Annotated in this window: 30 protein-coding genes, 1 pseudogene and 1 riboswitch; of the genes and pseudogenes, 25 read left to right on the top strand and 6 right to left on the bottom strand. The window is 38.5% G+C overall.

The features are described 5' to 3' along the window. Positions 1-15: 15 nt before the first annotated feature. The 7 genes and pseudogenes from SJW71_RS13105 to SJW71_RS13075 all read left to right on the top strand — a co-directional run bounded on the left by SJW71_RS13105 (position 16) and on the right by SJW71_RS13075 (position 6,594). Positions 16-1,602, top strand: a complete 1,587-nt coding sequence (locus tag SJW71_RS13105; protein WP_431810985.1) for an ABC transporter substrate-binding protein — start codon at positions 16-18, stop codon at positions 1,600-1,602. Further along, complete coding sequence (locus SJW71_RS13100) at positions 1,592-2,560, top strand: ABC transporter permease (RefSeq protein WP_322610906.1); 969 nt, start codon at positions 1,592-1,594, stop codon at positions 2,558-2,560. The genes SJW71_RS13105 and SJW71_RS13100 overlap by 11 nt, the downstream gene beginning before the upstream one ends. Further along, positions 2,557-3,375 (top strand): ABC transporter permease, encoded by an 819-nt coding sequence (locus SJW71_RS13095; protein ID WP_274797052.1) that lies wholly within the window; start codon positions 2,557-2,559, stop codon positions 3,373-3,375. Before SJW71_RS13100 ends, SJW71_RS13095 begins: the two co-directional genes overlap by 4 nt. Then, positions 3,368-4,147, top strand: a complete 780-nt coding sequence (locus SJW71_RS13090) for an ATP-binding cassette domain-containing protein (protein ID WP_431810984.1) — start codon at positions 3,368-3,370, stop codon at positions 4,145-4,147. The genes SJW71_RS13095 and SJW71_RS13090 overlap by 8 nt, the downstream gene beginning before the upstream one ends. Next, entirely contained in the window at positions 4,131-4,859 is a 729-nt protein-coding gene (locus SJW71_RS13085) for an ABC transporter ATP-binding protein (RefSeq protein WP_322605025.1), read from the top strand. The genes SJW71_RS13090 and SJW71_RS13085 overlap by 17 nt, the downstream gene beginning before the upstream one ends. Positions 4,860-5,037: 178 nt before the next feature. Next, positions 5,038-5,214: pseudogene (locus SJW71_RS13080) on the top strand (amidase); the annotation flags it as partial. Positions 5,215-5,445: 231 nt separating this feature from the next. Then, positions 5,446-6,594: a copper amine oxidase N-terminal domain-containing protein gene (locus tag SJW71_RS13075; RefSeq protein ID WP_431810983.1), complete on the top strand. Its 1,149-nt coding sequence runs from the start codon at positions 5,446-5,448 to the stop codon at positions 6,592-6,594. 72 nt (positions 6,595-6,666) lie between these two features. Here the strand turns inward: SJW71_RS13075 and SJW71_RS13070 are convergent, their stop codons facing one another. Then, positions 6,667-7,053, bottom strand: coding sequence for a hypothetical protein (locus tag SJW71_RS13070; protein WP_431812206.1), 387 nt, complete (start codon positions 7,051-7,053; stop codon positions 6,667-6,669). A gap of 107 nt (positions 7,054-7,160) precedes the next feature. On the opposite strand from SJW71_RS13070, the gene SJW71_RS13065 reads away from it, so the two are divergent. After that, positions 7,161-7,541 carry a PH domain-containing protein gene (locus SJW71_RS13065; RefSeq protein WP_312506847.1) on the top strand — a complete coding sequence of 127 codons (381 nt, stop codon included), beginning with the start codon at positions 7,161-7,163 and terminating at the stop codon, positions 7,539-7,541. A 96-nt stretch (positions 7,542-7,637) separates the two neighbouring features. Further along, entirely contained in the window at positions 7,638-7,988 is a 351-nt protein-coding gene (locus SJW71_RS13060; protein ID WP_431810982.1) for a YkgJ family cysteine cluster protein, read from the top strand. A gap of 44 nt (positions 7,989-8,032) precedes the next feature. Here SJW71_RS13060 and dnaN read toward each other — a convergent pair whose 3' ends face one another. Beyond that, on the bottom strand, positions 8,033-9,166 hold the full coding sequence (gene dnaN, locus SJW71_RS13055; RefSeq protein ID WP_431810981.1) for a DNA polymerase III subunit beta: 1,134 nt from the start codon (positions 9,164-9,166) through the stop codon (positions 8,033-8,035). A 170-nt stretch (positions 9,167-9,336) separates the two neighbouring features. Between dnaN and SJW71_RS13050 the strand changes: the two genes are divergently transcribed. From SJW71_RS13050 to SJW71_RS13040, 3 genes are all read left to right on the top strand, one after another. After that, a complete protein-coding gene (locus SJW71_RS13050; protein ID WP_274797062.1) occupies positions 9,337-9,558 on the top strand; it encodes a hypothetical protein in 222 nt (73 codons plus the stop codon). A 358-nt stretch (positions 9,559-9,916) separates the two neighbouring features. After that, on the top strand, positions 9,917-10,528 hold the full coding sequence (locus SJW71_RS13045; protein ID WP_274797063.1) for a C39 family peptidase: 612 nt from the start codon (positions 9,917-9,919) through the stop codon (positions 10,526-10,528). Positions 10,529-10,688: 160 nt separating this feature from the next. After that, positions 10,689-10,872, top strand: a riboswitch (cobalamin riboswitch). A gap of 177 nt (positions 10,873-11,049) precedes the next feature. After that, a complete protein-coding gene (locus tag SJW71_RS13040) occupies positions 11,050-11,964 on the top strand; it encodes a tyrosine-type recombinase/integrase (RefSeq protein ID WP_322605031.1) in 915 nt (304 codons plus the stop codon). Positions 11,965-12,569: 605 nt separating this feature from the next. On the opposite strand, the gene SJW71_RS13035 is transcribed toward SJW71_RS13040, so the two are convergent. The 3 genes from SJW71_RS13035 to SJW71_RS13025 form a co-directional block, all read right to left on the bottom strand. After that, positions 12,570-12,869: a YjcQ family protein gene (locus SJW71_RS13035; RefSeq protein ID WP_431810980.1), complete on the bottom strand. Its 300-nt coding sequence runs from the start codon at positions 12,867-12,869 to the stop codon at positions 12,570-12,572. A gap of 189 nt (positions 12,870-13,058) precedes the next feature. Continuing rightward, positions 13,059-13,319 (bottom strand): glycosyltransferase, encoded by a 261-nt coding sequence (locus SJW71_RS13030; protein WP_431810979.1) that lies wholly within the window; start codon positions 13,317-13,319, stop codon positions 13,059-13,061. 298 nt (positions 13,320-13,617) lie between these two features. After that, on the bottom strand, positions 13,618-13,842 hold the full coding sequence (locus SJW71_RS13025) for a helix-turn-helix domain-containing protein (RefSeq protein ID WP_431810978.1): 225 nt from the start codon (positions 13,840-13,842) through the stop codon (positions 13,618-13,620). Between the two features lie 184 nt (positions 13,843-14,026). Between SJW71_RS13025 and SJW71_RS13020 the strand changes: the two genes are divergently transcribed. Both SJW71_RS13020 and SJW71_RS13015 read left to right on the top strand, forming a co-directional pair. Next, positions 14,027-14,275, top strand: coding sequence for a hypothetical protein (locus SJW71_RS13020; RefSeq protein WP_431810977.1), 249 nt, complete (start codon positions 14,027-14,029; stop codon positions 14,273-14,275). A 71-nt stretch (positions 14,276-14,346) separates the two neighbouring features. After that, on the top strand, positions 14,347-14,709 hold the full coding sequence (locus SJW71_RS13015) for a hypothetical protein (RefSeq protein ID WP_431810976.1): 363 nt from the start codon (positions 14,347-14,349) through the stop codon (positions 14,707-14,709). Between the two features lie 119 nt (positions 14,710-14,828). Here the strand turns inward: SJW71_RS13015 and SJW71_RS13010 are convergent, their stop codons facing one another. Beyond that, the gene (locus tag SJW71_RS13010) at positions 14,829-15,155 is read right to left on the bottom strand and encodes a hypothetical protein (RefSeq protein WP_431810975.1); all 327 of its coding nucleotides are present in this window, start codon (positions 15,153-15,155) and stop codon (positions 14,829-14,831) included. A gap of 349 nt (positions 15,156-15,504) precedes the next feature. Here SJW71_RS13010 and SJW71_RS13005 point away from each other — a divergent pair, with 349 nt between their 5' ends. The 11 genes from SJW71_RS13005 to SJW71_RS12955 all read left to right on the top strand — a co-directional run bounded on the left by SJW71_RS13005 (position 15,505) and on the right by SJW71_RS12955 (position 23,483). Next, positions 15,505-15,687 (top strand): hypothetical protein, encoded by a 183-nt coding sequence (locus SJW71_RS13005; protein WP_431810974.1) that lies wholly within the window; start codon positions 15,505-15,507, stop codon positions 15,685-15,687. Between the two features lie 280 nt (positions 15,688-15,967). Beyond that, positions 15,968-16,189: a hypothetical protein gene (locus SJW71_RS13000; protein ID WP_431810973.1), complete on the top strand. Its 222-nt coding sequence runs from the start codon at positions 15,968-15,970 to the stop codon at positions 16,187-16,189. A gap of 376 nt (positions 16,190-16,565) precedes the next feature. Continuing rightward, positions 16,566-17,768, top strand: coding sequence for a DEAD/DEAH box helicase family protein (locus SJW71_RS12995; protein WP_431810972.1), 1,203 nt, complete (start codon positions 16,566-16,568; stop codon positions 17,766-17,768). A gap of 44 nt (positions 17,769-17,812) precedes the next feature. Further along, complete coding sequence (locus tag SJW71_RS12990) at positions 17,813-18,553, top strand: hypothetical protein (protein WP_431810971.1); 741 nt, start codon at positions 17,813-17,815, stop codon at positions 18,551-18,553. 105 nt (positions 18,554-18,658) lie between these two features. Then, entirely contained in the window at positions 18,659-18,877 is a 219-nt protein-coding gene (locus SJW71_RS12985; RefSeq protein WP_216485988.1) for a helix-turn-helix domain-containing protein, read from the top strand. A gap of 1 nt (position 18,878) precedes the next feature. Next, positions 18,879-19,421: a hypothetical protein gene (locus tag SJW71_RS12980; RefSeq protein ID WP_431810970.1), complete on the top strand. Its 543-nt coding sequence runs from the start codon at positions 18,879-18,881 to the stop codon at positions 19,419-19,421. Positions 19,422-19,563: 142 nt separating this feature from the next. After that, a complete protein-coding gene (locus SJW71_RS12975) occupies positions 19,564-19,980 on the top strand; it encodes a hypothetical protein (RefSeq protein WP_101966998.1) in 417 nt (138 codons plus the stop codon). Further along, positions 19,967-20,656: a hypothetical protein gene (locus tag SJW71_RS12970; protein ID WP_431810969.1), complete on the top strand. Its 690-nt coding sequence runs from the start codon at positions 19,967-19,969 to the stop codon at positions 20,654-20,656. Before SJW71_RS12975 ends, SJW71_RS12970 begins: the two co-directional genes overlap by 14 nt. A gap of 2 nt (positions 20,657-20,658) precedes the next feature. Beyond that, a complete protein-coding gene (locus SJW71_RS12965) occupies positions 20,659-20,862 on the top strand; it encodes a hypothetical protein (RefSeq protein WP_431810968.1) in 204 nt (67 codons plus the stop codon). Positions 20,863-20,942: 80 nt separating this feature from the next. Beyond that, positions 20,943-21,257, top strand: a complete 315-nt coding sequence (locus SJW71_RS12960) for a hypothetical protein (protein ID WP_431810967.1) — start codon at positions 20,943-20,945, stop codon at positions 21,255-21,257. 3 nt (positions 21,258-21,260) lie between these two features. Then, positions 21,261-23,483 carry a phage tail protein gene (locus SJW71_RS12955; protein WP_431810966.1) on the top strand — a complete coding sequence of 741 codons (2,223 nt, stop codon included), beginning with the start codon at positions 21,261-21,263 and terminating at the stop codon, positions 23,481-23,483. Positions 23,484-23,547: the final 64 nt, after the last annotated feature.

The raw sequence follows: 23,547 nt of genomic DNA, 5'->3' as shown, positions 1-23,547 counted from the left end.
TAAAGGAGATAGTAAATGAAAAAGAGTTCCCTATTCATACTTTTGATGATAGTAGCAATAAGTCTTGTTGGCTGTGCCTCTAGTCAGGGGGAAAAGAAACAACCAGCTGCTGCATCATCGTCTAAGGCAAATGAGCTTATTTTTGCCTCGGAATCTGAGTTTGCGGGTTTAAATCCGCTGTTGGAGGAAACCAATCTAGATGCATTTTTATTTAGAGGTCTGATGCGCTTTGATGAGCATAATGTTCCGGTAAATGATATTGCTCAAAGCATTAAAATATCTGATGACCAGATGACTTATACAATTACCATTCAACAAGATGTGACGTTCCATGATGGGCAGGCATTAACAGTAGACGATATTATCTTTACCATTGACAGTATTTTAGATGATGAAAACGGCTCCTATTTAAAGTCTGATTTTAACCATGTAGCATCAATGAACAAGATCAATGACACAACAATGACCATTCAATTAGACGAGCCATTTACGCCGATGTTAGATAAATTAACGGTGCCAATTTTGCCAAAGCATGCCTTCGAAGGGCAAGAAATGCGAACGGCTTCGTTTAACCAACAACCAATTGGGGCTGGTCCGTACATGTTTGAGCAATGGGATAAAGGAACAAGCTTAACACTAAAAGCATACCCAGCCTTCTTTGGCACAAAGGCTTCAATTGAAAAAGTCATTTTTAAATTTATCCCTGATAGCAATGTGCGAGCTTTACAGCTAAAATCTGGTGAGGTAGATATTGCGCTTCTTGACCCGAATCAGGTGGAGGAGCTTTCAAAAGTAGAGCATTTAAAAATGTATGAAGTAGAATCAGCAGATTATCGCGGTCTCTTATTTAATATGAAGTTTCCTATTTGGCAAGATGTGACGATTCGTAAGGCCATTAGCTATGCAACTGATCGCGCTGGTATTGTAAAGGGCATTTTACATGGTTACGGTACGGAAGCATACTCACCATTACAAAAGCATGCCTTTGCCAATAGCACAATTGAACAGTATTCTTATGATGTCAAGAAAGCCAACGAGCTCCTAGAACAAGCGGGCTGGACATTAAAGGATGACGGTTTCCGCTATAAGGATGGTCAAAAATTAGCATTTACGATTACGGCTCCGATTACCGATACAGTGCGTGTCAATATGGCTAATTATGCAGCAGAAGGCTATAAAGCGGTGGGGGCAGATGTGAATGTAGCTGCCCTAGATTGGAGCAATATTGTCATTGAAGATTCAGAAGCTTTTATGGTGGGCTGGGGTAGTCCATATGATGCAGATCATCATACGTATAGCTTATTCCACTCGGGTGAATCAAGCGACACAAGTGCTGGCTATAATTACGGCAGCTATGCCAATGCTAAAGTAGATGCTTTGCTAGAGGAAGGACGAACAACCGTTGATCCTGAAAAACGTAAGGAAGTCTATATGGCATTACAAAAGGAACTAGCACAAGATCCACCTTTCGCTTACTTTGCCTACGTGGATGCAGTATATGGCATCAATGAACAGATTCATGGTGTCAAAGAGCGAATTTTAGGTCACCACGGGGCTGGCTTCCTATGGAATGTCGAGGAGTGGAAATGGAATGATCGCTAAATGGATCGGGAAGCGAGTGATAATGGGGACAATGGTCCTCATTATCGTGAGCTTCCTCTCTTTTTTCATGATGCATGCCGCTCCTGGTAATCCAGCTGCAGCTTATTATGGTGGCAATGCGCAAACATTATCCGCAGCTGAGAAGGAGCGTATTGAAAAAGCCTTTGATCTCGATCAACCAGTACTGTATCAATACGGTTCTTGGCTTCGTGGCGTACTACAAGGCAATTTAGGATACTCGGCAAAAGAGGGCAGACCAGTCGCAACAATTTTACAGGAACGTTTACCGAATACACTACAGCTCGTTGTTTTGACTTTAGTTATGGTAACGATTGCGTCCATTTGGCTCGGCTTACGGGCAGGGATGCTGGAAGGTTCATTACTAGATAGAGGACTATCCATTGTCAGTATTGCAAGTTCAGCTATCCCACCATTTTGGCTCGGTATAGTATTTATCATGGTGTTTTCCGTACAGCTAGGCTGGTTTCCTTCATCGGGGATGAATGATGTACGGGGGAATGGAGGGATGGTGGATCGACTATACCATATGGTCCTTCCTTTAACAGTCCTTGTTCTGTCACATGTCGGGGTATTCGCCCGCTTTTTACAGGAGAATGTGAAGGCTGAGAACCATAGCTATTATGTCCAAGTTGCACGTGCCAACGGAGTGCCAGAGCATGAAATTCGTAAGATGATATTACGCAATGCCATGATTCCCTATATCAATTATGTCGGTGTTACCATTCCTTCATTTTTCGGAGGCTCCATTGTCGTTGAAACCTTATTTGGCTGGTCAGGCTTAGGACAGCTTTTGGTGAAATCAGTCATGGTTAAGGATTTTCCTGTACTTATGGGGGCTATTTTACTCATTGGCGTTGTGGTTGTTATGTGTTTAATTCTCATTGATATCCTAATGATTTGCCTGAATCCTAGGTTAAGAAGAGGGGGGCTTGTATGAGAAAAGAAAAACAGCGGAAGATACCCATCTTTTGGTTAGTGCTTCTTGCTTTCATTTTTGGCTTGACCCTTTTCTCCTCTATCCTCGCTCCTTTTGAACCAAATGCGATGGATATGAACCATATTTATGAGGCGCCTACTACGACACATTTCCTCGGAACAGATCAATTAGGCCGAGATGTCCTATCCCGCTTGCTTATTGGTGGGAGGGTGACTCTTTTCATCGCCATTGTTTCCGTTGTTCTAGCCAGTATAATTGGCATTATTTATGGAGGCATAAGTGGTTATTTTGGCGGGGCTATTGATGCCGTGATGATGCGTATATTAGAGGCCTGTTTAACCATTCCTTCTTTAGTGATCGTCCTTGCCCTTCAAGCGATTATGCAGGGGAGCGTTTGGCGCATGGCGATTATTATGGGGGCTACGAGCTGGTTTGTCACAGCACGTATTGTGCGATCTGAATTTATCCGTTTAAAGGAAGCCGAATTTGTACAAATGGCTAAAATGTTCCGTACACCGTTGTGGAAAATTCTTTTTAGCCATTTATTACGTAATAGTTTTCCCGCCATCTTTGTCGTAACGATTTTTAACTTTGCTGGCGCTATATTTACGGAGGTGTCTTTAAGCTTTTTAGGGATTGGGGTCCCACCAGCCATTCCGTCCTGGGGGACCATGCTCTATACGGCACAAAATGATTTACTAGTTGGTGCTTGGTGGATGGGGCTGTTTCCAGGACTATTAATCTTTATAACTATTTTATGTGTACAAGCAATAGGAAGTACGTTCAAGAAGGGAGGGGAGCGGACACATGTTTAAGATGTACAATGTAGCGGTACGAATGAATGAAAAAACAATTCTCAAAGATCTGTCATTCATTGTGCCGAAAGGGCAGATTACCGTGATGATTGGTGAAAGTGGTAGTGGGAAAAGCACGACTATTTCAGCCTTGCTTGGCATGCTTCCTGCTCATGCAACAGTGGAAGGGTCAATTTATTTTAATGGTCAAAATATAATGGAGCTATCGAAACAGGAGCAACTGGCACTACGTCAAAAACATTTCTTTACGATTTTCCAGGATGCCATCAATAGTTTTTCACCGACTATAAAGATAAAGCAACAAATGTATGCGTTAAGTGCTTTACGGAAGGGTCATAAGAAGAAGGATTTTTTAGCTACCATCCAAGTCATGTTAAAGGACTTTCATTTACCAGAAAATGTGTTAGATTGCTATCCCTTTGAGCTTTCAGGGGGAATGCTCCAACGCTGTATGCTCGCCTGTGCCTTATACAATGAGCCAGACATCTTAATAGCGGATGAACCAACTTCCGCCTTAGATATGCTCCATCAGCAGGAATTTATTCAACTATTGAAAAAGCTTCATACCCGACTAGGAACGACAATACTATTGATTACCCATGATTTAGGTGTTGCTGCTGCCATCGCTGATTTTATTCTTGTAATGAAAAATGGAGAAATGGTGGAGCGAGGGCATGTGAAAGACATCTTTGAACAGCCGAAGCATCCATATACGAAGCAGCTTGTGGCTAATCATTTTTTAGGAGGCGTAAATTTTGTTGCTGCAGGTTGACCATGTTTTTAAAAGCTATCGAAGAGGACAGCAAGTATTAAAAGATATTAACCTTACTGTAGGAAATGGTGAATTAGTAGGTTTAGTGGGGGAAAGTGGCAGCGGCAAAAGTACATTGGCTAAAGTAATCATGCAGCTAGAAAAGCCGAACAAAGGAACAGTGCTCTTTCAAAACCAAGCTATTACCAAACATAATCGCACCTCTTTTTATGAAAGATGCCAGCTCATTTTTCAAAATGCTACAGCGGCATTAAACCCAACGTGGACGGTAAGGGAACTATTAAGAGAGCCATTACAGCATCAATTATCAGTAAATGATACGTATTTACAGACCATGCTAGAGAAAGTTAAGCTACCAGCAGATATCTTACTTGCCTTACCTACAGAGCTAAGTGGTGGTGAAAGACAACGTGTCAATTTACTAAGATCCATTTTAATTGAGCCGCAATTAATCGTCTGTGATGAAATTGTTTCGAGTCTAGATCGTTTAATACAACGGGAAATAATCGATTTATTAGTCACACTCAATAAAGAAAGAGACATGGCGATATTGTTTATTTCGCATGATCTAAAGGCCGTTTCTTATTTATGCGACCGCATTTATGTCATGAAGGCGGGAGAAATTGTGGACGAGAGCTACAAGGAACAAAATCGCTTTGCTTTCACAGACAGCTATGCCCAGAGGCTGTTTCAGGCGATCCATCATACATAAGCATTTTCCTGTAATTTCTTATGTAAGAAAAAGACTGGGAGCACGTAGATGGAGATAAAATGTAATAGGATTAAAGAGAGGAAATGACTATATATGCCATTCAAAGGAAGGGGGCTAACAGCCAAAGAACTAGTCATGTATTCATAGCCAGCTTTGATCAAAAAGGACCGTATAGGCTTCCACAATAAGTACCAAAGCAGGCGATCCAACAATTGCTGTCCCAGTAGGTAATATGGCAAGTAGGAGACCCTGTGGTATTGCATTTCCTGCTACTGCATTTAGTGAAGTCACTTTAATTAAGCTAGCCTATTTTGAACAAGCAATAAAATGGCAAAAGGCTCCTCAATGGCTCTAATTAATCGTTAGGGTTCTACATATTAGACCAATCTACTATGTAGAACCCTTTCTTCTTTTATTCGTTAGATTGCAATAGTTTAAAAGAGCTTCGCTAGTTAGAGAAAAAGTATGGACATTAGAGGTAGTAACACCTGACGGAAAAGTGGTACACTAAGGATAATACATATATTGGTAACAAAAACCTGTATGCTTTTTTAAAATATAACATTCATTATTGAGAGGTGTAAGAATGAACTTGAAATTTATCCTCATATTATTTACTTTTACATTGTTCCTAGCTTTTGGTTTCACAGCACACGCAGAAAATCTTTATGACTATTATGAAGATGTATCTGAACATGACTTGAAAAATAGTATGATTCTTTCTCCTGAAAGCTCCATGGCATTTATTAATGGGCAGAAAGTATCTGCTGTTCAGCCGATTATTAAAGATGGAAGAACATTAGTACCCCTTCGTTTTATTTCTGAAGGATTGGGTGCAAAGGTAGATTTTAATACAAAAAAACAGTCCATTACCATTACATACGCTACTAAAACCATTTCCCTAAAAATAGGAGATAATAATATTTCAATAAACAGTAAATTGAGCGAAATGGATGTGGCAGCAAGCATATACAACAGTTCAACGTATATTCCTTTAAGGTATATTGGTGAGGAATTTAATAAAAAAGTCATTTATTTAAAAAATGCAGAGATTCAACCATATCGTTTGATTATAATTAGGGACGTTCATGCCACAGCAATTGAAAACCTTAATCTTATCCATATTTTTAAATTACTCTATCAAGGAAAATCCATTGTCTACAGTGATCGATATATGGCAGTCATTAAAGAAAACGGTCACTTAGTATTTAGCAACACCTTTAGTGATTTCGAGCCCTTTGTTTATCAGGAATTAATTGAGGATAAAAACTCGGTTCGATATGGGGATATATGGTTTAATACGGACATGGGCCATTTTTATTTGAATTATTCCTATAACACAACGCAGGAATTTATTTTATATCGTGTGGATGGCGATGCAATTACAAGAGTTGCGATTGAGAAAGCACCAATAAAGTCGGTAAAAACATATCAAAACAATGTCTTTTACTTGACAAGATATGAGCGTGGAATACTCAATGCTGAGGATACAAGCAATTTAAAATCTGCAACATTTACCAATGGACAATGGTTTTCCGATTATTTAGGTAAGCCTGGATTTTATTATGGCTTTGACACATTAGGTAATGTCTATGATTGGACAATTAATGGGAACGGGATCACTACATTTGGCTTTCAACGCTCCGGTGATTTAAGCTCTGATGAAAGAAAAAAAACGTTCGGACATTATAGAATCGAGCTGAAGGGGAATCACCATGAGCTGATATCGCCATGAGTAAAAAGGGCCCTTTAGTCTAAATTAAACCATCATTTCTTGTCGTAGCCCTAAATAAACGGAAGTGTTTTTTTATTGCCGAACAAGGGCTATGAGTGCCTCGGTATAATCCTTTGAGATTGTGTAGATCGTATGTGTGTCTTTCGTATTCATGAGCACACTGCTTTGTCCATTCTCACCTAGCCAAAGATGATAGCCATATTTGTTGCCAGCAGTATCCACTACTTGCAAATCATATTCAGGTGAAGCCATATCCACAACGCCTTCGTTTTTGACGGCTGTAGAAATGGCTTGTTGGAATAAATCAAGTGATTCCTCATCCTCATATATAACCATAAAATCAGTATTTATTTGACCAAATTCAGCTCCAATTGAGAGGCTGACCTTAGTTAACTCGCCACCTGGTAGCCTCTCTTCATTACAGCCAAAGAGGAAAACGGCCAAAAAAGCAACCATCATTACACGCAACTCCTCACCTCCTATAAACTAAATAATACCATCATTTCTTGTCGTAGCCCTTGTATCTTTGTAATACATTAAATAAACGGAAGTGAGAGGGGAAGATCATGGGATTATTTGATGGGTTAATCGGCAATGCAAGTGAGGTCGATTTAGATAAATTACAGCAGGAAGTAAAGGATTTATTAATTCCACATGAAACAATCAAAAATGCCTATAAAATTATAAGAGATACGTTTATTTTTACCGATAAACGATTAATCCTCATTGATAAGCAGGGGGTGACGGGTAAAAAAACCGAGTACCATTCCATTCCCTATAAAAATATTGTGCATTTTTCAGTGGAAACAGCCGGCACATTTGATTTAGATGCAGAGCTCAAAATATGGGTATCAGGCAGTTCGTTACCGATTCAAAAAAACTTCAACAAGGCGACAAATATTTATAAAGTACAAAGTGTCTTAGCTCAGTATGTTCTAGGAACCTAATGTATGGTATAATAAGAGTAACATTTACAAAACACATCGTCTAAAGCCCGCATGTATGCGAGGCTTTTTTTGTTGTGCAATGAAAGGGGAATGAAGATGGAAAACTTACCATGTGAAGGGTGTAAGGGGTTATGCTGTGGTCCAGTTCCAATCACAGAGAAGGAATTAAAGAACATAAAAAAGAAGCTCAAATCGATGCCTAGTAAAATACGTTTAGAGCTTAAAAACCAACAACGATTTATGGGTACATGTATTTTTTACGATTTACAAAAGGATCGATGTGGCATCCATGCCGTACGACCTGAAATTTGTAGAATGTTTGGCTATTACAAGGAGCTAGTTTGTTTTCGAAAACCAGCAGTCGCAACTAAAACGATGGATACTTCGACAATAGCAAAGCATATCGGTATCTTATCGTTAGATTATACGTGGAAGGATTTTGAGTAGTTATCAATTTATAAGAGATACTAGGCGGGTAAACGCCTAGTCTTCTAATAATACGAACGTACTGGTGAAATAAGGTGAAGGGAAGAGGAATGATCAACCGGTTCAATGAAGATGGGTCTCATTGTACCACCAAAACTTACTTTAATCTCTTCATCTTTTATTACCTTTAAAGCATCCATTAAAAAACTGCCATCCAATGAAATACGTAGGTCACGATCACCGTTAATCGCTTTGATAGGTTGGGTTTCTTCTATTTTTCCTATTTCGGAGGAGTTGGAGGAAATTTTTATTTTACTCCCATCGATTATTTCTAAATTGACATTGTTATTTTTCCATTCGTTTGCAAAAAGGCAAGCTCTATCAATACCCTTTAATAGTTGTTTCCTGTTAAGCGTAATGATTGTCTTCGAATGATTTGGTAAGAGTTCAAAAACATTGGGATAAGTTCCAGCTATTAATCTTGTATAAAGTAAGGTAGTAGTAGATTTAAATATCATATAGTTGTCTATTACAAATAATTGTATTACACCCGATTCGTTATTTATGAGTTTCATCAGCTCACTTAGGCTTGTTCCTGGAACGGTAAATGAGCCATTTATGCTTGATTCTATTACATATTTTCTTAAAGCTAATCGTTGGGAATTCGTTGCAACACACGTCAATTGATTCTCTTTGAATATCATATTTACTCCTGTCAAAACAGGTCTCGACTCACTTTTTGCGACTGCAAACACAGTTTGTTCAATAATTTCCATTAGTACTACACTAGGGATTTCAATATAGTCGGTTTCATCAAATAGAGGAAGACTTGGGTACTCTTCAGAATAAAAGCCATTTAAATTTGTTACAATTTCGCCAGATTGAATAGTTACGAATTGTTTTTCATTCACGTTGATATGTATTTTATTAGGCAATTTCTTAACAAGCCCATTTAAAAATTTAGCAGAAATCACAACACTACCAGGTTGATAAATCTCCAGTACTTTTACTTCGTCAATCGTTAGAGGAATCACTCTCTCAATGATCATATCAGAATTGCTTCCGACGAGTACTAAACAATGATCATAAGCGATTATCTTAATACCTGCCAGAATGGGGAACGGTGTCTTTAAAGACACAGCTTTAGTAACGTCCGAAATAGCTTTGTTAAAACATTCATGATCTATGATAAATTCCATACACGAACACCTCATTTAATTGTCTATGAAACTATTTCGACAAAAAACAAGAATATCCTATCAAAATCAATAAGGAATTTTTCTGAATAATGGATGATTTCTGACTAAACTATGGTAAAATAAACCATAATAGTAAACAAAGATAATTCCTTTGATTGGAGGTTAACCAGATGGATGAAAAGAGGAAGCGCAAATTTCAGGTCATTGGTATAGTTTTAATGATAGTCCTATTAGCTGCGGCGTTTGTGTTATTTTTCTTAGGTCATTATATGGTGGCGTTTGCCTTATTCGGAATTTTTATGCTCGTTCTGAATTTTGTTAGCAATTGGAAGGGACTTGATAATGCTGATTACGTTTATAGAAAAGTTCATAAGCATAATGAGAAGTGGTAATGGGGTACGCAAAACTTTGGTAAGTTGAATAAGAAGCTATTACATAAAACCGCTAGAGGATATGACCGTCTCTAGCGGTTTCCAGTTTCATCGAGTTTAGTAACTCATTACATAAAAAAGCATCACCAAGGAGGAGGAGTCAATTGGAGTTATTATCATGAGGGAACTATATGGCTTTGGGTACGATGCTTACTTTATTACTAGATATAATGGTAGATGGATACCGTTTGGAATTAAAGAAGGTTGTAAATAAATGTACTTTAATGGGTTCGATTGTTTAATTATGCGCTAACGACGATGCAAGTAGAAGGGCTTTGAATATTGTTGTGATATGGCAGCAAAGCATTGGGGGAGTAGTATGTTTATAATTAGAACAGTTATTTTATGGATTATTATATCAACTATGATAAATGCATATTTAATGACATTTCCTGTTCCTGTTTTACGAAAAAGAGGATACCCGGCTAACTATCTAATTAAACGAAATAATAGAATCGACATACAAAATAACAGGGAATGTGCAGGATTTTCAACAGCGTATGTGTTGCGACATTTTGGAATAGAGGCCGATGGTGAAGCATTATATTCTAGTTTCCCTAGTAAAATGAGGTCAGGTAATGTGTATCCAAAGGGCATCCGGACGGTGTTAAGGAAAAAGGGATTGAAAACAAGCTATTTTAAAGGAACAATAGATACATTAAAGTATGAAGTAAGTAAAGGAACACCCGTAATTGTTTTCATTAAAGTACATAAGGATTTTAATAATTTGCATTTTGTCCCTGTTGTAGGATATGACGAGCAGTTTGTCTATCTTTCAGAATCATTAAGGCAACTGGTGAATTGTAATGATGCTAACAATAGCTATAATCGTAAAGTTACTATTAAGGAATTTAAAAAATTGTGGAATGTAAAAAATATTACTATGCCTCTTTATAGCAATACTTATATAACAGTAGAACCTTTATCTTAACACACCGGTGCGATTAGGGTTACAGGTATGTGAAATAGAGGTTTTGCAAGTAAATGATAGTTTGTAAAATGTTGTGAAAATTGACTTTTAATTCACAAAGATTTACAATTGAGTTAATAATTTATAAGGGATAAGGGTAATACTAAATTCCTTATCAACTAAATAGCGTGTAGTAATAGGTGTAAATTGCGTGCAATTTGCTTAAAAGGGAAGTCGGTGAGAATCCGACACTGTCCCGCAACTGTAAATGTGAGCGACTTTTCAGCATCCACTGTCTTTGGACGGGAAGGAGAAAAGAAGCGATGATCATGAGTCAGGATACCTGCCTGTTACGAGTACACACCATAAACCTACGAGGAATAGCTTTTTATTATGGGATGGTGATACGCTACAAACATTGTCATATCAATATTTTCGAGTCTACATAATTAAATTTAGGATAGTGGGGTCATGTAGCCACTTTTCTAATTAACGAAGACACTTTCTTTAGATTACTGAATCTAAATGGGGGTGTCTTTTTTGTGTTATTAAAATTTGCTATTCAGGATTTTTTGGATGAAAAGGAACTGCAAAATCTTAGTAAACATACTTTGCATAGTTACAAGGCCTTCTTTAGGGAGTTTAAAAGATGGCTATATGAAAAAGAGATAGTTGATGTAGATGACATTACACCTACTATTATCAAAAGTTATCTACTTTATTGTAAAAATGAACGTGGAAACTCAGCACCTACTATAAATACGAAATTGAAACATTTGAAAGCATTTTTTAATCATTTACAAGACAATGAGTTTTTGTTGAAGAATCCAATGATCAAAATAAGCAAGATGAAAGAAGATACACAAATTGAAGTATTTACGGATACACACATAAGAAAAATGTTGGCATATTACAGGAGAACAAAAGGCAAAGAAAAGCAATTTATAGCTTTTAGGAATAGTTGCATTATTACCACATTACTTGGCACAGGAATACGCATTGGAGAGTTGTTAAATTTGCAGTGGTCGGATATTGATACAGAAAACTACTTAATGACTATTTATGGCAAAAATCGTAGACAAGAAACTGTCCCGCTAACATCAAAGGTACTACAAGAATTACTGGAATATAAGCTGTTCTGTGAACGGCACTTTGGTACATTATCAAATTTTGTGTTTGTAAAGTATAACAATACACAATTGACCTATGATTCGATTAAAAACATGTTTATGAAGTTACAAGAAGTCATGAACTTTACTGATGTTCGACTTTCAGCACATACGTTTAGACATACTTTTAGTCACCGATTTTTGATGTCGGGCGGAGACGTTTTCACGCTTCAAAAAATTTTAAGACACAAAAATCTCAGTATGACAGAAAAGTACCTTGCACTATGGGGAACGGCTCTACATGAACAGAATGAGAAATACAATCCGTTGAACGATTTTGACTTATAGGTAAAAGAAAAAGCCGAGTGCGCTAACACTCGACCTCAACTGAATATGACTACCGCAAAGCAATAGCATACACACCAATGTAACGCTATTGTACAGCCTTTTCGAAAAAATTACAACGTCTAGGCTTATTTAGGTGCGCCTATTTTTCGGTAGTCCGACGAGGTAGCCCACTAATTCGTCGTTAATCTAACCTGGTCAGTGCCGTCCGTCACATCGCAAACTACGGAATATATCGCAGGTCAACCCGTTTCCTGTTACGGTTGCGACGAATTGGTGAGCGCCACCATTTAAGGGCGCGGCATGGTTTATCGGCTAGTTACGGCTAGGGTAAGCATGTACAAGCGGACAAATACTCTCAATTAAGGACTGCCGCACGTCTAGGACGATAAATAGACGAGTACATACGGATAGAAATATCCCAATCTAACAGGAGCATACGAGAAACCCAGGACGTCACTATGACGCTGAAATATGCGGTTGTTACTTATTGTTGCTATTCGCGTATTTCTACGTGTCTAGCGATAATAGGTAACCACTATGCCCGATTTCCCGGAGCGTGCAGCTACTCTGCTGAAAATGGGGAATAAAAAGTCAAGTGATTTATATTAAATAAGCCAACTTCTAAATTCCTTTAAGCCTTTATAAAGTTTAGATAAAGTTGAGTTTTCATTTAAATAATTTTCGCCTTTTTCGGTGATTTCAGATGTTAGAGAATATATAGAATCATCACCATAACGCGGTTTAGTTATATATCCCTCTCTATCTAGGAATCTAACTTGGTCTACAAAAGCATCCCAAGTTACTCCTAAATCCAATTCTAAGAATTTTTTTTCATCTAAAAATTTAAAATTTCCATCGTTTATTTCTTTAAGAATCATGTATCTAATTTTTTGTTTATTATCCATTTTTCTGCGTCCTCCAAATTCCATTATTTTACTATATTAATGATAAATCATCTTAAGTTTGAGGTCAAATTGCGCTGATGAAATAGTAAAACGCCTCACTGCGAGGGCAGCAAAGCGTCATGTTTTTTGGAAAAAGCTAATAGCACGTTGTTGCTATATAGCTTATGAAGCTGATATGTCGTTTTAGAACTAACTTTTGATGCTTTTTAAAAAGTCGCGAATCTCGACGGCATGAGCTGCTAATAAATATCCGCAACAACAAGCGATTAATAATTCTATAGCTTTACTGCGGTGACCTAACGCCCAAGAAGCGCCAGCAAATACGATAACCAATACGACACCTTGATCGAATAGAGTCATAACTGTATCGTAAATTTTAAAAAACGTGCTACTTCCGTCGTTTGCGTACGCAATTCCTGGTGTCACTAATAAAGGGATCGTTGAATACATAACTTTAAGGCTACTATTCAGAGTCTTTCTTTCCGAGACAGTTTCTTTTGGTTTACTGATTACTAACGGACTATAGCTGTCTCTTAAATCCCAAACACTTTCCAATGTTGCACCTCCGTATGTTTTTTGCGAATACGGGTTAAAGTAATAAAAAATATAGCGAGGTGTTTTAGATGCTATTTGTGGTAGGAATGGGTATCGGTGCAGGTGCTTATGTAGTGCTACATCACGTTATTCCGGCATTTTTTAATTAATAATTGCAAAATATTGAGCGCAGGCGAATACGGCCTGTGCTTTTTTACTTTTTATAAATAAAAATATCCTTTATATCGTAAGTGCGTGTCGTGTCTAATTCGTTCATGGCGTTTAGGATTTTACTTAATGTCTCAAAAGTGATTCCTTTGGTTTTATTGTTTACTAATTCATGAAGTGTCGCCGGTCTTATTCCTGCTTTAACTGCGATTGCATTTCGTGTTAATGATGTGTTTTCTAATGTCTCGTTCAGTGTAATTTTTATTGTCATAATATCACTCCTTGCTCGTAGTATAGCATGTTTTAAAACAATATAAAACTTTTCCCGTATTACGCTTGACGTATGATATGCAAGATGGTATCTTTATATTACGAATTAAGTAATACTTTTCAAGTAATAAAAACGACGAGTGTTGCTTATATTAAGAATTTTAAAATATGGGGAGGCTTTACAGATGAATCAAACTATTGAACACGTAACTTTAGATGACGACTACTCAGTAACGATGGTGACAACGGAATTAATGGAAGGTGTGCGGCTAATTACTTGCGCAGATGAATGTGAAGCTACATTAATGATTAATGACCAGGATATCAATCTAGTTTACACAGCGGAATTAGCAAATATCATAGGAAACCTAAGCAACTACACAGCGGAGCAACTACTCCTGGCATTAGCGCAAGTTGATCGATTAGTTTCTTAATACGTAATTTACCCAGTATGGCATTATCTGTGACGTCATATTTACTTAAATAAGAGATTGGGGGAGTTAATATGTGCGAGTATCATTCAAAATTTAATGGATTATTATCGGAATTAAACAATCAACGAGGCCTATTAACTAAAGAGTTGTCTCGCCTAGATAAGTATATTAGTAGTATGTATCACGACTTAGAGGGAATCGACCCAACGGAAGAATTTTCGTTAAGTTTTGTAACGCAATTACAAGACACACTTAAAAAGCGTCGAGTAGTGAAGGATGAAATGGCCAGGTTGGACGCTGTTTTAAATCCACTACGTAATATAGCCGGGGATATTGAAACTTCTGTAAACATTCGTAAGAAAGTCAGTAAACGCTGGAAAAGAGATTTTAAGATGACATTAACTATAGAGGAAGTAATTTCGGCTTCAAATTAATCCAGAACGATATTAAAGAGAAATGTTATGGGGAAGCTCACTTGCGCCAACGAGTTGAGCTGTCCGTTTTGCGCCAACAATGGTCGTTGAAAGCTAGGTGCGCTAACGCCTAGCTTTTATTAATATCCTCCGTTAGTTTTATGCAATTTTGAAACAGACTTGCAGTGTTCTTCTAACTCACTCAATGTAAATAGTCTTGTAATAGGAAATTCACTTGAAGTTTCTTTTGAATATGTTAAATGAACTACAGCATATTTATTAAGCTTTTGAATCCAAAAAATAACATCATCATTATCTTCTCTTCTAGCTACAGCTACAGCTACTTTTCCGTAGAGAATGTGTTTTGGTGAAACTTCTTTTTCTAACTCTTTAGTTAGTGATTCTGACATACTTGTTGAAATCAACCACCAAGGATCGTTCATAAAACTATTTAATATTTCATGCATTTTAATAACCACTTCCGATTTTTTTTTAACTTTCTAATCATAATTCAACACTATATTCTAAATTTCCTTTTTGCACTAACCTAACTAGATAGTAAAGAAATATCGCCATCGATCCGCCTTTATAAACGTGGCTAAGAACGGTTTTGCATCGTTAGTCGACTTATTTATCATACGAAGGTTAGCACGCCTTAAAATGTGCTATACAAAAGGAAGAACATCGCTTCATTGGCATAAGTATAACGCCTTTATTTAGCCTTTATAGCCGTTGCTAAAAACGGTTTTAAATCATAAGTTAGTGTAATTATTATTAAAAACACTTCGACGCTAAATTAATGGAGGAATGAACGGTATGAGTACCGCAAAAGGTATAGTAAATATCCAGCGGAAGCTATTCGAGCAAACTGGACGTAAAACTGACGCATATTATAGCGAAGGTAAAGGCGCTCTTTACGTATTCATGGGCGATAATTTAGAAGTCCAAAACGTAATTTACGCGGCGTCTGAAACGGAACTTATGATGCAAGCAATTTAACAAGGAGGAATGAATTTTTGTGAAAAATTGTACCTAAACTGAAAATTCAAGTGTGCATGTACAGTAGGAAGAAAATTATCAGATACATGTCCGAAACTGAGTTTTCGTTCGGGTATATGTAATAGAAGAAAAAAAGTTTAAAAAAAATGCAAAAAAGCACTTTACATTCCGCAAGTGCTGACGATATAATAAAAGTTGGTATGTCAGTTTTCGTGCAAACTATATCCATCATAACATTTTTTATTATTTATAATGTCATTATACAGGAGGATGAACAACAATGCAAGCGAAAATCAAAAAATTTATAGTAATCCATTCTCGCCAAGTAGCACAGGAAATTATCGATGCGGGACAAGCTTTAATCAAAATGGAGCCAAGTCGACATAGGCGAGGCAAACTTGTCTTTATATTTGAACGATCACATCTTATCGATGAAATTCTCGCCAAGAGTACTAGACGACCTCAACCGCAACACTTATCCGAAATAAAAAGTGCTTATTGACCGTTAGAAACCGCGTCATATCAACGTTTGTGAGGTGTCGTCCTTAAAGAGAGGTATATAAAAAGTGCTTATCATCGATGACAGTTTACTGGCAGCGATAGGCGAATGAAATGAGCCGTAGAGTTCTTTACGAAGCATTCGCTAACGCTCATACTTCTATTTTTGCTAATCGCAAAAATGATATCTGTTGATAAACACTTATATCGATATAAAAGTGCTTAACGCTAATTCTATGTAACTTATATTCTCGTAAATTCAGTTTTGTTGTCATTTCTTCGTGTATATCGTTTTGTCCCTTAAAGATAGGCATATAAAAAGTGCTGAGGCGGTGGGGTCGTCGTCTACAACAATAATTCTACAAATCGGAGGTTTTCAAATGGAAATGAAAAACGTAACGGTAATTGATTCGGTGATGGGAGCAGGTAAGACGACTTATGCTATTGACTACATTAACGGTGCGAGTCCATTGGAGCGTTTCATTTATGTTACGCCGTTCTTAGCTGAGGTCGACCGTGTGATTAGCTCGGTAACGGGTCGCGAGTTTGTGCAACCAACGAATAACGTAGAAGGCGGTAGTAAATTAACGAGCCTAAAGCGATTGATTGAGGACGGTAGAGACATCGTAGCGACGCATAGCCTTTTTGAAATGGCAGACGATGAACTGCGCTACTTGTTGCGTGAGAATAACTACACGTTGATTTTGGACGAGGTTATAAGCGTCATAGATAAGGCAGGCGTTTCACCGTCTGATATGCGACTACTACTCGATAAAGGCTTAGTAAAAATGGAGAACAACAAAGTCGTTTGGACTGCGAGCGAAGTTGAATATGAGTACGGGGTATTCGACCGCATCAAGTTATTAGCGCAAGCTGGGACGCTTTTTTATCACCGTGACAAATACTTAATTTATGCGTTTCCGCCTTCAATCTTCGAAACATTTACTAGTGTATACGTTTTGACATATCTATTTGAGGCGCAGTTAATGAAATATTATTTCGAGTTGTATTCGATTCCTTACGATTTAAAAGCAGTCAAAGACGGCCAATTAATCGAGTATGACAAGCGCCAGGAAGGACGAGAGTACCTTCGTTCATTAATTACTCTCTATGACGGACCCCACAACGATCATGGCAGTGTTCCGACCGCGTTTTCTAAAGGTTGGCTGAGCCGTCGAAGCGATGGAGAAATGGCTGCAATTCGTTCTAGTATGCAGTCGTATGTCCGAAATATCATCAAAGCAAAGACTGACGAAGTTTTATGGACGACGATTAAAAGTTATCAAACGGATTTAAAAGGTAAGGGCTATACAAAGGGATTTTTAGCGTGTAATGCCCGTGCGTCTAACGAATACGCAGACCGTTCAACCTTAATGTACTGCTACAACCGTTACATGCATCCTATCGAGAAGTCGTTCTTTCAAGATCACGATATAACTGTTAGTGAGGATAAGCTAGCGGTATCAGACTTGCTTCAATGGGTTTGGCGCTCACGCATCCGCAATGGCGAATCTATCAATCTATATATGCCTGCTAGACGTATGCGAGAACTACTCGAAAAATGGGCCCGATACGAAATCTAAAGTAAAAAATCTACCAAAAACTATTCTGCAAAGGGGAACTGGATATGACAACTGTAAATACGAGTATCACATTGAAAAAAGGCGATGTACTAAAACACACTTTCTTAAAGGTTGAGCCGGGAGCAGGAGCAATTAAGTTAGCTCGTAAATACTTTCCACCAAACGTCGAATATCATGACGCTTTAGAAATCGCAGCAGCATTAATTGATGGTCATTTTGAGGGCATTGATGACCAGAAAGTCCGCCGTTGTGCTCACTGTGGGTATTACTACCGCGATAAAACGAAAAACAATAGTTCAGTAATATGCAGTAAAGAGTGCGCCCGTGGAAAAGATATTGTATTGAAAGCATGGAGACGAGAAGTGCGTAAGGTTGGTAAGGTGCGCCGTCTGTCGTGGTTAGATTTACATTATGTGTCATCATATAAGGGAGAACCGCTAGAGTATCCGTTTTGGAGTTCTGATTGGCATATGTTTGAATATGACCGTAAACGAAAGGTGTATTCATTCGGAGACGACTTCGAGCAATATGTAGCACAACAAAAACGGAAGGCAGAAATGGGAGGTAAGCGAAAAACTGCGGAACAAATTGATTATGATGGATACAATGTACCACGTAATATTCACGTTAAGTTAGGCGGTCATGTAGGATATGGAAAAGTAACTGTAATAAAACAAAGTCGTGAGAAAATTGAGGCGGAATTGCTAGCACGTTATGGCGCTAAAAAGCTACAACAAGAACGTGTTCGCGCTCAAATGGCGGCATTAGGCAGTTATAAAATTTAGGTACGACCAACTCGGCTATATATGAGGAAGCCGATACGGAAAAGTCGGCTATTTTATTTACCCATTAGTTATAAAAACGTATAAAAAATGAAAGGATTGATAATCATGGACTTTTCAGAGTACCTACGATTTACTAGGCTTTTTCACGGGCTGACACAAAAGGAAATTGCAGCTCGGCTTGGCTATACACAAGCATTAATTTCGGAAGTAGAAAATAAAAGAAAACATCCGTCGACACGGCTAAAAGTAGCGCTCACTCGCGAGTTCCCACGAACAATCGAGTTTGAGCGTTTTTTAATTGAATTGAAAATGGAGATGGTGTGAAATGACACGTAAATGTCGTACTTGCAGAGAAATTAAGAATCTAACCGAATTTACTCGACGCCCAAAAGCTCCACAAGGACGAGAGTACCAATGTAAGGCATGTCGTAGTAAAGCTCGTTATGAAAATGGAGCTTACATACGGGAGCGATTCCGTAAACACCAATATCGTCATAGTAACACTGTGTTTTATACAAATGTGACTATTAACGCTGTATTAACCGCAGATAAATGCTGTTACTGTGGTGACGAACTTACACGGGAAAAGGAACATGCAAAACAAGCGACGCTCGATCACGTATATCTCGGACACAATATCGATGATAACGTGGTTGTTTGCTGCCGTAGCTGTAATACTTCAAAAGGACAATTACACATCTATGACTATTACCAGCGATCAACTAGTTTCACAGATGAGCTTTGGCATGAATTCGTTAAACAATTCGCAAGTCGATTATTAAGGCGTGAGCCAAACGAACAAGAAATCGAAGCCTGGAAACAAGGCTTTAAAGAAGAAAGCGAGGAAATGAAACGATATGGAGCGTAAAACGTATTCATCTAATTATCATGGCGATGGTAAGCGAGCAAAGCCGAAGCATCGTAAAAAGCAGTACAACAAAAATGGTATCGAAATCCACGGACAGCGACCGCCAAGGCCGCGAGTAATTAATGGCATGGTGTTTTATTAAATGAGATTCGGTTTTCTATCGCTACATGACGTTGAATCAACGCGTTTTATTACGTTACTTGTTTATCAGGACAATAATAGAGGAATATCGCACGAAATTGCTTCGATTTCGCGGCCTTTTGATACTGTAATTGACGTAATCGACTTAGTTATAGATTTACAGCTTGATAGCCTTGAAACGGACAGCCAACAGCTTTATCGTGATTTAATCGTATGTGATATGCCGATAATTTATCGACGCGAGCTTGATGAAACAAAAACGTATATTGACCGTGCATACGACGAATTAGTCGAGATTTATGAACTAAATACGGAAGCAGAGGCGCAACACTTAGCAAAGTGGCGTCTTTTTATTATCAAAAAATTAGAGCGCTTGATAGCGTGGTTAAAAAAGGAGACAGAATATGCAAATATTTAATTTTGAACTACTAGACCAATATAAAGAGGAACATAGAGAGCGATCAACTAAGCTTAGTGAGTATTTGAAAGCATGGGATGACGCTAAATCTCGATTGCGAGAACTCGAGAAGCAGTATGAACATACTTTTACAGAATCGGTAGGCAAGGGCGAGGATAAAACAGCGGAGCTAGCAAAGATTGACGACGATATTACATTGCAAAAAGAAGTCATTGCCCGGAGAGAACGAGATTATAAACTTGCAATGCAGGCTTTGCCGGTAGTCGAAATTTCGCCGGTACAGGTCGTTAATACCTATCGTAGCGAGTTTTGTCCGAAAGTTCAATCAGAGTACGTGCCTACTGTGCAAGCAAAATTAGATTTAGCGAGAGATTTACTGAAATCTGCATTAATCGATCATCATAAGATTTCAGATGAGTACGATCCTTTATATGCAGAAATGAAGGAAATGTCTCAGGCAAATAAAACTACTGGCAGAACTCGCTATATTGAAGGGGTTATTCATCCAACAAAGTATTTTGAATTCTTTGGTGGACAGGGTGTTCCGTCGGGAATAAGTAGACTTTTTGGAGAGCTTAGAGATTATTCCGGCAAGATTGATCAGATTAAACAAGATGCTGATGCGGATTTTTATATCGCGGTAGCACCAAAAACAACAAAAAAGGTAGGTAAATAAATATGACAATAGCTAAAAATCATCAAGTATTACGTTCAACATTAGATAAAAAAGTATTAAAAAGTGAACCAGTAACAATTGACGAACTCGTGCAATTTGCGACTGTAGCTCAAAGTTCAGGACGACTCGCAGACCGTGTATTGTTCGCAAAAGCGAAAAGGTTATTAGTTGATGAAGATGTAACGACAGACACAAATGCGGAATAACGCAATATTAACGAAAGGCATGACGTTTAACCGACGTTGTGCCTTTTTCTATTCATAGAAAGGCAAGGAGGATAAGGAAAATGAATAACACAGACAGAGAAATAGAGATTTTAACAAATGCCACACTTTTAGCAGGCGCTTTAATAGACGCAGATTCTAATAAGCGTGAGTCGATGTTGCCGAAGCTAAAAGTGATTGAGACCGAAGTAAAAGCGACTCAACTAGAGGTACACAAAAATTTAAAAAGGTTAGTAATTATGACGGTGAATGCGGCGATTAGATATTGTTCTAGCGGAAAGCAATCAGACGCAAAACTAACGCGTAGGAATGGAAATGAAGTTGCCAAAGAGTTAGGTCGTTTAAAAAGACTTGCACACCGCAAAGGATGTGATTAGTTTATGGCCATAAATTTAACCGCAGTATTCCGAGTTCGCGATCAAGGCACCTCGCGTCTACGCCGTATCACGCAGATGATGAATCAGATGAACCGTACGAGCCGCACTACTAGCGAAAGTATGTCGAGAGCACAATCGGCAACTAATCGTCTTGGAGGCGCCGTATCATCAACGTCAAATCGTATGAACGGCTTTTCTGCAAGTATTAGCCGACTTCACGTAGGTTCTAACGGATTAAGCGCATCATTCGGCGGACTCCAGAGCACGCTCATAGGGCTAGCTAGTGCTTACATTGGAGCTAATGGGGCAGCGAAATTACTTAATGCAACAATTGGTGAGGCTGCTAAGTTTGAACAATCAAAGGCGATCATCCAAGCCGCATTCCAGGACGATGGTGCAACTAAGCAGTATATGAAGATGGTCGATAAAATCGCTATTGATAGTCCGTTACTTAACTCAGGTGACATGTTTGCGGGATCAAAGGGACTTCTTACGCTAACTAAAGACATGAAACAACTTGGAACCGCATGGAAACTTGTTGAGCGTCTTATTGCCAGTGATCCAACGAAATCAATTGATGATGCCGTTCGTGGCCTTCGCGAGCTATCATCTGGTGATACGATTTCTTTACGTGAGGTATTTAATCTCGATAAGAACATCTTAAATGATGTTAAAGGTGGTACATTCGAGGAGCAACTTGCGGGGATAGATAAGGCTTTAAATAAAATGAATATCAGTCAAAAAACGGTTGAGGCGATGGGTTCGACAACCTTGGGCAGATTTAATTCCTTAAAGGAGCGCCTAGGTACGCTCTTCCGTGATGCTGGTGATAAATCAAATACAAAATTAGGCGACTTTTTAAAACGTATTAATGATTCAATCGATAAATTGGATGTAAAAAGCATTAGCGATAAACTAGGGGATTTTCTAGGGAATGTCACGGACAAGGCGATTTCCTTGTATGACGTATTCATGAAATGGCGCAAACCAATCGCTTATGCTGCAGGAGCATTCGCAACGTTTGTTGGCGCTTTGGCGGTCGTGGGTACAATCGCTGCGCTAGCGAATCCAATCGCGCTAATAGCAATGGGGATATCAGCTGCAGCCGTTGGATTTAAGGCTCTTTACGACAACAGTGAAACGTTTAGAGGAATCATTGACGGTATAGTCGGCAAGGTAAAAAGACTAGCTACAGCCTTTAATTTCGGAGGCACAAGCGGACTGATAAATGCGCTATTCCCGCCAGATATTGCTAAGCAAGTTAATTCTGTTGTAGACGGAATCAAGTCGAAAATGGCGGAATTGACAGGAGCATTTAAGACAGGTGGCATCGGCGGAGTTTTTGACAAGTTATTCGGAGAAGGTTCGTTCGAAACAATCAAAACGAAATTCGAAGAATTTAGAGCGTATGCTACCGAAAAGTTTGGCCAGCTTAAGGGCGTTTTTGGACGACTGAAAGAAACGTTCTCCCAAGCGTTTTCCACTATCGCTGACATCATCAAGAATGTTTGGACGATTATTGAGCCGTATTTAAGCGGATTCTGGAATATTCTACAGGTCATCGGAGATATTGCGATGATAGTTTTCAATAACGTAATCGCACCGGCAATCTCGTTCTTAGTTCAATTATTTTCAACGTTATGGGCAGTCGCGAAGCCTATCCTTGAATTACTAGGAATCGCATGGGAAGCGCTCTCTACAATCATTAAGTGGGCGTGGGACAACGTATTAGCACCGTTAGTTGACTTCATTTTAACAGGCGTTAAAAATGCGTTTGATAACTTTTCAGAAGCGTTATCTATCGTTCAAGGATGGTTCGAAACGCTTAGCGGATGGATTTCGACTGCAAAAGGTCACGTAAAGGACTTTATCGGATTTATCTCTAACGTTAAGTTGCCAAGCTGGATTAGTAACGGAATCAGCGCTGGCGTAAACTTCGTCGGTAACTTAATGGGTGCTGGCGACGGCAAAAAGGGCGGCAAGAAATCGCACTATAGCGGACTAGACTCCGTACCATATGACGGCTATTCTGCAAGGTTACACAAAGGCGAGCGAGTACTTACTGCACGTGAAAATCGGGATTATTCGGAAGGTAACGGCGGAGGTTCTAGTATACCAACAATTAACATTGCAAAGATGGAAGTTCGTAAGGAGTCGGACATTCAAGACATTGCATTTAGATTAGCGAAATTACTAGAAGAAGCTAGGTTTCAAAGAGGTTATTAATACGAATTACAAAAGCCAGAGAAAAATTTAACATAGGACTAGTAAAATTCATTGAAATGGAGAG

This window comes from Lysinibacillus sp. FW12 (genome assembly GCF_050817245.1).
Lineage (GTDB): Bacteria > Bacillota > Bacilli > Bacillales_A > Planococcaceae > Lysinibacillus > Lysinibacillus irui.
This window is presented reverse-complemented; position numbering and strand designations above follow the sequence as displayed.